At 66.9% G+C, this 2,597-nt stretch carries 2 protein-coding genes; both read left to right on the top strand.

What is annotated here, in order from left to right; translation table 11 throughout:
• A partial coding sequence (locus ACK42S_RS17265) for an FAD-linked oxidase C-terminal domain-containing protein (protein ID WP_409710482.1) occupies positions 1-750 on the top strand: 750 nt, incomplete at its 5' end.
• A 209-nt stretch (positions 751-959) separates the two neighbouring features.
• Positions 960-2,597: ATP-binding protein (locus ACK42S_RS17260; protein ID WP_409710479.1), on the top strand; the 1,638-nt coding region annotated here is incomplete at its 3' end.

The following is a 2,597-nucleotide window of genomic DNA, read 5'->3' as shown; positions in this document are numbered from 1 at the left end:
GTGGCGGCGGTGATCGCGGCCGGCATCATCCCGGCAGGGCTGGAGATGATGGACAAGCCGATGACGGCAGCGGTGGAGGACTTCGTCCACGCGGGCTACGACCTCGACGCGGCGGCGATCCTGCTGTGCGAATCCGACGGCACGCCCGAGGAAGTGGCCGAGGAGATCGAGCGCATGAGCGCCGTGCTGCGCGCCGCGGGCGCGACGCGCATCGCCGTCAGCCGCGACGAGGCGGAGCGGCTGCGCTTCTGGAGCGGACGCAAGAACGCCTTCCCGGCGAGTGGCCGCATCAGCCCGGACTACATGTGCATGGACTCGACCATCCCACGCAAGCGGCTGGCCGACATCCTGCTCGCCATCCAGGCGATGGAGGCCAAATACGGCCTGCGCTGTGTCAACGTCTTCCACGCCGGCGACGGCAACCTGCACCCGCTGATCCTCTTCGACGCCAACGACCCGGATCAATTCCGGCGCGCCGAGGCGTTCGGCGCCGACATCCTGGAGACCAGCGTCGCGATGGGTGGCACGATCACCGGTGAGCACGGCGTCGGCGTGGAAAAGCTCAACAGCATGTGCGTGCAGTTCAGCCCCGAGGAACGCGAGCAGATGTTCGCGATCAAGCGCGCCTTCGACCCGCACGGGCTGCTCAACCCGGGCAAAGTCATCCCGACCCTGCAACGCTGCGCGGAATACGGCAAACTGCTGGTGCGCGGCGGGCGGCTGCCGCACCCGGAGTTGCCGCGCTATTGATGTCACGCCACAACAAGGTCAGGAGGAGCGCCTGTGGCGTGGCTGCGCGGCTTCACCGCAAATCTGGCTCGGCGCTCCGGTAGCCCCCGACGCCACAGCCGGGGAGCCAGACGCTGCCACCGGATACCCGCAACGGGCTTCAGTGTCGCAGTTGCTTGCGCTACAGTAAATTCATGCAGCCAATGCCCCGCCACCCCTGGCCCCCTCAGTTGCCGCCCTCGTTTTTCGAGGCATTGGCCATCCATACGCAAAATTGCGCGGGCAGCAGCGACGCGACAGCCCCGTCCGGTACCACACCCGATTCGGTTGGCGACGTGGCGGTTCGTGTCCTGCACCGGCTCACCGATGGCTGTCTCATCCTGGACGCGTCACTGCGTTGTCGCTTTGCCAATGCGGCCGTACAACCCCTGCTGCGCCCTGGGATACGGCCCAACCAAGTGGAAGATCGAGCGTGGCACGAGGTGCTCAGCCCGGATTGGCTGGACGTGCTACTGCCTTGGGTCGCACAAGCCCTGCGCAACGAGCCCGGTCAATTTCAAACGGCCTGCCCTGGATGCGATAACGCAGCGCATTGGTCGCTGACGGTGTTGCCAGACACGGTGGACGGTGCCGTCAGAGGCGTATGCATTTTGCTGCGCGACGACAGTGCGTGGGAGCGGCACGCAGCGGAGCTGCGTGCGCAGCAAGCCGACTTGCAGCAGCAACTGCAACACCAAAGCGCATGGTTGACGCTGCAACACGCGCGCTGGCAGGCCCTGTCGGATGGACTGCGCGACGCGGCGTTATTCTTTCTGGACAGCAACGGGGCCATCATCGACTGGCCGGCCAGCGCACAGCGCCTGCTCGGCTACCCAGCATCAGCGGTGCTGGGTACCGCGGGACCGGATCGTCCCGACGCCCCCCACCCGCTACCCCCCGATGCGGCGCAGGCGCTGGAGCGTGCGGCGCTACTGGGTCAGAGTGAAGCCACGCTCTGGCTGCGTTGCGCCGACGGTCAGCGGCTGTGGGCACACGTCGTTTACGCGGCGCTGCGGGGGGCCGAGGGCGAACCGTTGGGCACGGCGTGCTTGGTGCGCGACATGACCGAGATGCGCCGACTGGAGGAGCTGTTGCGCGACCTCAACCACGCGCTGGAGCGCAAAGTCGAAGAGCGCACACGGCAGCTGCACAGTCTCAACCAGGATCTGGAGGCATTTTCCTACTCGGTCTCCCACGACCTGCGCGCCCCCCTGCGCCACATTTCGGCTTATGTGCAGGTGCTGCGCGAAGACCTGCGGGGACATATCGCGCAAGACGTCGAGCGCGACTTGCGCACCATCGAAAATGCCGCGGCGCACATGCACCGCCTCATCGAAGGGTTGCTGGCCTTTGCCCGCTTGGGACGCGCCGCGCTGCAGCCCCAACCGCTGAACATGCTCAGTTTGGTACACAGCAGTTTGCACCGCGTCCAACACGACCCCGCCCTGCAACGTCCGCCGGGCTATGGCGTCGAGGTCGACATTCCGCATGAGTTGCCCAACGTCGAAGGCGATGCCCTGCTGCTGTCGCAAGTATGGGACAACTTGTTGGCCAACGCCTTCAAATACACCCGCAAACAACCCCACGCGCGCATCGCCGTGGGCGGCCGCGTCCAGCCCGGCCCCCAGGGGGAGGAGGCGGTGTTTTGGGTTGAAGACAACGGCGTGGGCTTCGACCCGGCCCGTGCCGAGCGGCTGTTCGGTGTCTTCCAGCGCCTGCACCGCGCGCAGGACTTCGAAGGCACCGGCATCGGACTGGCGCTGTGCCGCCGCATCATCGAGCGCCACGGCGGCCGCATCTGGGCGGACGCCCGCCCGGGCGAGGGTGCG

Origin of the sequence: Caldimonas sp. (genome assembly GCF_046289365.1) — a bacterium.
Classification (GTDB): Bacteria; Pseudomonadota; Gammaproteobacteria; order Burkholderiales; family Burkholderiaceae_C; genus Caldimonas.
Note: the sequence above shows the minus strand (reverse complement) of the source record. Positions and strands in the feature narration are given on the sequence as shown.